We start from the raw sequence: 4,723 nt of genomic DNA on the forward strand, positions 1-4,723 counted from the left end.
CGCCGGGACGGCACGGGCGCCGGTGCCGACCTCGCCGGGCACGCCCGGCGAGCTGCCGGGAGGACCGGCGGGGTCGACCGGGTCCACGGGGTCGGACGGGTCGGTGACGACCGCGTCGGGCCGGGCGCCGCCGGACGGGGCCTCCACGGACGCGTCCGGGTCGTCCGTCAGCGGGGGCAGCTGCGGGGTGGAGCGGACGCGCGCCATGACGGCGGCGCGCATCCGGGCCGGGGGTGCCTCGGCCGCCGCGGTCGCCAGCGTCGCCGCCGTCTCCCGGAAGGCCCGCAGGTCGTCACGGCAGGTCTCGCACTGCTCCAGGTGCTCGCGCACCTCGGTGCGCTCGCCCTCGTCGAGCGCGTGCACGGCGTAGGCCGCGACCAGGGTGTGTGCGTCAGGTCTCATGGTCTGTCTCCTTCCTGCCGCCCCCGGCTGTGAGTAGGTGGGTGGTGCTCGTGGTGCTGCTCGTGGTGGTGCTCGTGGTGGTGCTCGTGGTGCTCATCCCCGTGCCGCCCGGCGTCCGCCGCCGACGGCGGGCGGTGGCAGGTCGTCCAGGTCGGCGTCGAAGTCCGGCCCCAGGAGCAGGCGCAGCCGGCCGAGGCCGTCGCGGATCCTCGTCTTGACCGTCCCGAGGGGGATGCCCAGCAGGGCCGCCACCTCCCGGTGCGTGTGGCCGCCGTAGAACGCCAGCCGCACGGACTCCCGCTGGACGTCGCTGAGCTCGGCCATGGCCTTGCGGACGCGGCGGACCTCGAACGCGGACACGGCCGCCTCGGAGACCTCGTCGACCGCGGGCGGCTCCGGCAGCGCCGTCGCCTCCTCGCGGGCCTTGCGCCGCTCGCTGGAGCGCACCCGGTCCACCGCCCGGGAGTGGGCGACCATGACGGCCCACGACCGCACACCGGCCCGCGAGGGGTCGTAGCGCGACGCGTTCCGCCACAGCTCGAGCAGGACCTCCTGCGCGACCTCCTCGGACTCCGCCGGGTCGCGCAGGACGCGCCGGCAGACGCCGTACACGGTCGAGGACAGCAGGTCGTACAGCTGCTCGAACGCCTGGTCGTCACCCCGGGCGGTCCGTGCGACGAGCACCCGCAGCAGCTCCTGCTCCTGGGGGTCGCCCGAGGCGCGGGCGGGGGTGCCGCCGGGCTCCGGTGCGAGCTGCACGTCGTCTCCGTCCGACCCGGGGGTGCCGGGCGCCGAGGGTGTGGTGGGGCCGGCCCCCTCGTCGAGGGGGCCCTCCCCGCCGGTCCCCGGTCGGGTGCCGGGCGGGTCAGCCATGGTTCGTCACCCCCGGGCCCGTGGATTGGGCGGCGGGGCCCCGGGTGACCCGGACGGCGCAGCGGGAGGCGTGCGGGTCGTCGCAGCGGGGGGCCCGGCCGGGTACCCGGTCGGAGCGGCGCGGCTGCACGGACGTCCGGGTCACGGCGTGATCACCGCCTCATCGTGCCGCAGACACCGGTCCCCCGCCGGGGCGGACCCGCGCCGCGCCGACCGGCACGTCGCACGACACATCGCCCGGCACGTCGCCCGGCACGTCGCCCGCACGTCGCCCGCGGCGCTGGTGACCGATCCGGCGGGGGCCCGGCGGCGTACCCCTGCTGCGCCCCTGCCCCTCTCCCGCCCCCGACGGAGGGGCGGGGGCGCACCGCGTCCCGGCGGCAGGCGTCAGGCGGGCGGGGCGGGGCGGCCGAAGAGCCACCCCTGCGCCTGGTCGCAGCCGCTGCGCAGCAGCAGGCGCCGCTGCTCCTCGGTCTCGACGCCCTCGGCGACCACGTACAGGTCGTTGGCGTGGGCGAGCGCGACGACGGCGGTGACGACGGCGTCCTGCCGGCTGCCGCGGCCGAGCTCGCAGATGAACGACCGGTCGATCTTGAGGAAGTCCAGCTCGAACGCCTGCAGGTGCGACAGCGCCGAGTACCCGGTGCCGAAGTCGTCCAGGCCCACCCGGCAGCCGAGGGCGCGCAGCCCGCCGACGTCCTGCGCGACGCCGGCCACCCGGGTGAGCAGGCTGGTCTCGGTGAGCTCGATGCCCAGCCGGGACGCCTCGACGCCGTGGCGGCCGAGGACGTCGGCCACGCGGTCGACGAGGGTGCCCTCCTCCAGGGTGCGCGCGGACACGTTGACCGCCACGCGCGTGCCGGGGCGGCGGGCCAGGCCGGCGACGGCCTCGTCGAGCACCCAGGCGTCCAGGCAGGTCACCAGGCCGGTCTCCTCGGCGACGTCCATGAACGCGCCCGGCAGCAGGAGCCCCCGGTGGGGGTGCTGCAGGCGGACCAGCGCCTCGGCACCGACGACGCCGCTGCCGGCCAGCTCGACCACGGGCTGCAGGAACAGCCGCAGGCCACCCTCGTCGAGCGCCTCTCGGAGCATGGCCTCGGTCGCCAGCCGCTCGTCGGCGCGCGTCCGCAGCTCCGCGTCGAAGGCGACGACACGGTCGCGGCCGGTCTCCTTGGCCCGGTACAGCGCAAGGTCGGCGTGGCGCAGCAGCTCCGAGGCCGTCGCGGCCCGGTCGCTCACGGCGACGCCGAGGCTGGCGCTGGCCACGACGGCGGTGCCGCCCAGGTCGAACCTGCGCCGCAGCGAGGCCAGCAGCCGGTCGGCGGCCTCGTGCACCTCGGCGGCGGTGGTGGCGCCGGTGACGACCGCGACGAACTCGTCGCCGCCCAGCCGGGCCACCATGGTCCCGGGGCTGACCGCGGAGCGGAGCCTGGCCGCCACGTCCACCAGCAGGGCGTCCCCCGCGCCGTGCCCGAGGCTGTCGTTGACGACCTTGAAGTGGTCGAGGTCGAGCAGGACGAGACCGACCAGGCCGTGGCGCCCGTGGCTGCGCGACAGCGCGAGGGCCAGCTGGTCCTCCATGCGGCGACGGTTGGCCAGGCCGGTGAGCCCGTCGGTGAGGGCGAGGTGCTCGAGCTCGCGGGCGTGCGCCACCCGCTCGCTGACGTCGACGACGTGGGCGAGGACGTGCAGCGGTCGCCCATGGACGTCCCGGGCCATGGACGCGGTGACGAGGACGTCGACCGTCGAGCCGTCCGCGCGGACGAAGGCGCGCTCGATCGTGTTGTGGCCGCGGTCGCTCTCGACGAACGCCAGCCCCACGGCCATGTCCTGCTCGAGCTCCTCCGGCGGCGTCCAGTCGGCGATGGTCAGCGGGTCGGTGGTGTCGTCGCCCCCGCGCCCGATCATCGTGCGGAAGGCCGCGTTGGAGCGGAGGACGCGACCCCGGCCCTCGACGTCGAGCAGCACCATGCCGATCGGGGCCTCGTCGAAGGCGAGGCGGAACATCTCCTCGTTCTCCTGCAGGTGGCGCAGCGCGGTCACCCGCTCGGTGACGTCCTGGACCACGCCCCACTGCCGGACGGGGACGCCGTCCTCGTCCAGGGTGAGGTCGAGCCAGACCGACACGGTGCGGCTGCCGCCGCCGGGCAGCGCGATCTCGGTGGTGACCTGGCGCGGCTGGTGGTCGCGGAGGACGTGCCCCCACTCCTCGAGCAGGCGGGGGTAGGCGGGCCCGAACCACGCCCGGACCGCGGCGTCGCTGACCTCGGCCCCCGGCGGCTGGCCCGTCACGTGGTGCAGCAGGTCGGAGAACGTCCAGTCGTCGGTGCCGAGCGTGGTCTCCCAGGTGGCCAGCTGGGCCAGCTGCATGGCGGCGTCGAGGCGGCGCGCCTGGACCTGCGCCTGCTCGGCGAGCCGGTGGGCGTCGGTGACGTCGGCGAAGGACACGACGACGGAGAAGACGTCGTCCCCGGCCCCGCGCCGGGGCAGCGTCGTCACCGACATCACCCGCTCCTCCCCGTCGGGGCGGCGCAGCAGGAGGGTGCGGCCCCGCTCGGGCAGGCCGGTGCGCAGGGCGCGCGCCGCGGGGTACTCCTCCGGCGGGATGCGCCGGCCGTCGGGCTCGAGCATCTGCCAGCGCGCGTCGGACACCGCGCGCCCGACGAGCTCGTCGGGCGTGAGGCCGAGCAGGCGGGGCGCGGCCTCGTTGTGGACCAGCACCTGGCCGCGGTTGCCGTGGACCACGACGCCCTCGCCCAGGGACTCCAGCACCGCCCGGTACAGCTCCTCGCCGTCGGCGCGGAACCGGGCGGTGGCGACGTCCACGGCGGTCCGCAGCCGGTCGGTGCCGTCGCCGGCGGCGCGCAGCAGGACCTGCGCGACCTCGCGGCTGGCCTCGTCCATGGCGCCGGGGACCGAGGAGACGACGGTGAGGACGGCCCCGCGGCGCTGCAGCGGGACGACGACCGAGGACCGGATCTGCTCGACGGCGTTGAGGACGAACCGTCCCCGGGTGTGCTGCTGGGTGTCGTGGACGACGTGGGGCTGGCCCGAGGCGAGCACGAGCCCGGCCACCGAGCCCTCGACGGGCAGCCGGGACCCGACGTCGCGCACGGCGGCCTGGTCCGCGCTGCGCGAGCGCGACGCGACGAGGACGAGCTCGTGGCCGTCGGCCACGCCGACCGCGGCCCGGTCGCCGTCGAGCAGGCTGCGCACGGCCTCGCACATCTCGTCGAGCACGTCCTCCGCGGCGGCGGCGCGCAGCCGGTCGCAGGCCGCGGCCACGCTGGCGGGGTCGAGACAGCGCCGCGACGTCGGACCGGTCGGCGCCGGCCAGGGCTGCGAGCTCACGCCCGGGTGATCGGCACCGGGGGCCCCGCCCTTGACGGGGACGGCACCGGCCACCCGCCCGGCCGCACCGCGCCCGGGAGCCGGGGCCCCGGCACCC

At 77.0% G+C, this 4,723-nt stretch carries 3 protein-coding genes; all 3 read right to left on the bottom strand.

Annotation, left to right across the window (positions count from 1 at the left end):
- The coding region (locus WCS02_RS17570) for a zf-HC2 domain-containing protein (RefSeq protein ID WP_340295557.1) at positions 1-402 on the bottom strand (402 nt) is incomplete at its 3' end.
- 93 nt (positions 403-495) lie between these two features.
- Positions 496-1,161, bottom strand: coding sequence for an ECF RNA polymerase sigma factor SigK (sigK, locus tag WCS02_RS17575; RefSeq protein WP_340295558.1), 666 nt, complete (start codon positions 1,159-1,161; stop codon positions 496-498).
- A gap of 501 nt (positions 1,162-1,662) precedes the next feature.
- On the bottom strand, positions 1,663-4,626 hold the full coding sequence (locus WCS02_RS17580; RefSeq protein ID WP_340295559.1) for a bifunctional diguanylate cyclase/phosphodiesterase: 2,964 nt from the start codon (positions 4,624-4,626) through the stop codon (positions 1,663-1,665).
- Between the last annotated feature and the right edge of the window lie 97 nt (positions 4,627-4,723).

The sequence above is a fragment of the Aquipuribacter hungaricus genome (assembly GCF_037860755.1).
Lineage (GTDB): Bacteria > Actinomycetota > Actinomycetes > Actinomycetales > JBBAYJ01 > Aquipuribacter > Aquipuribacter hungaricus.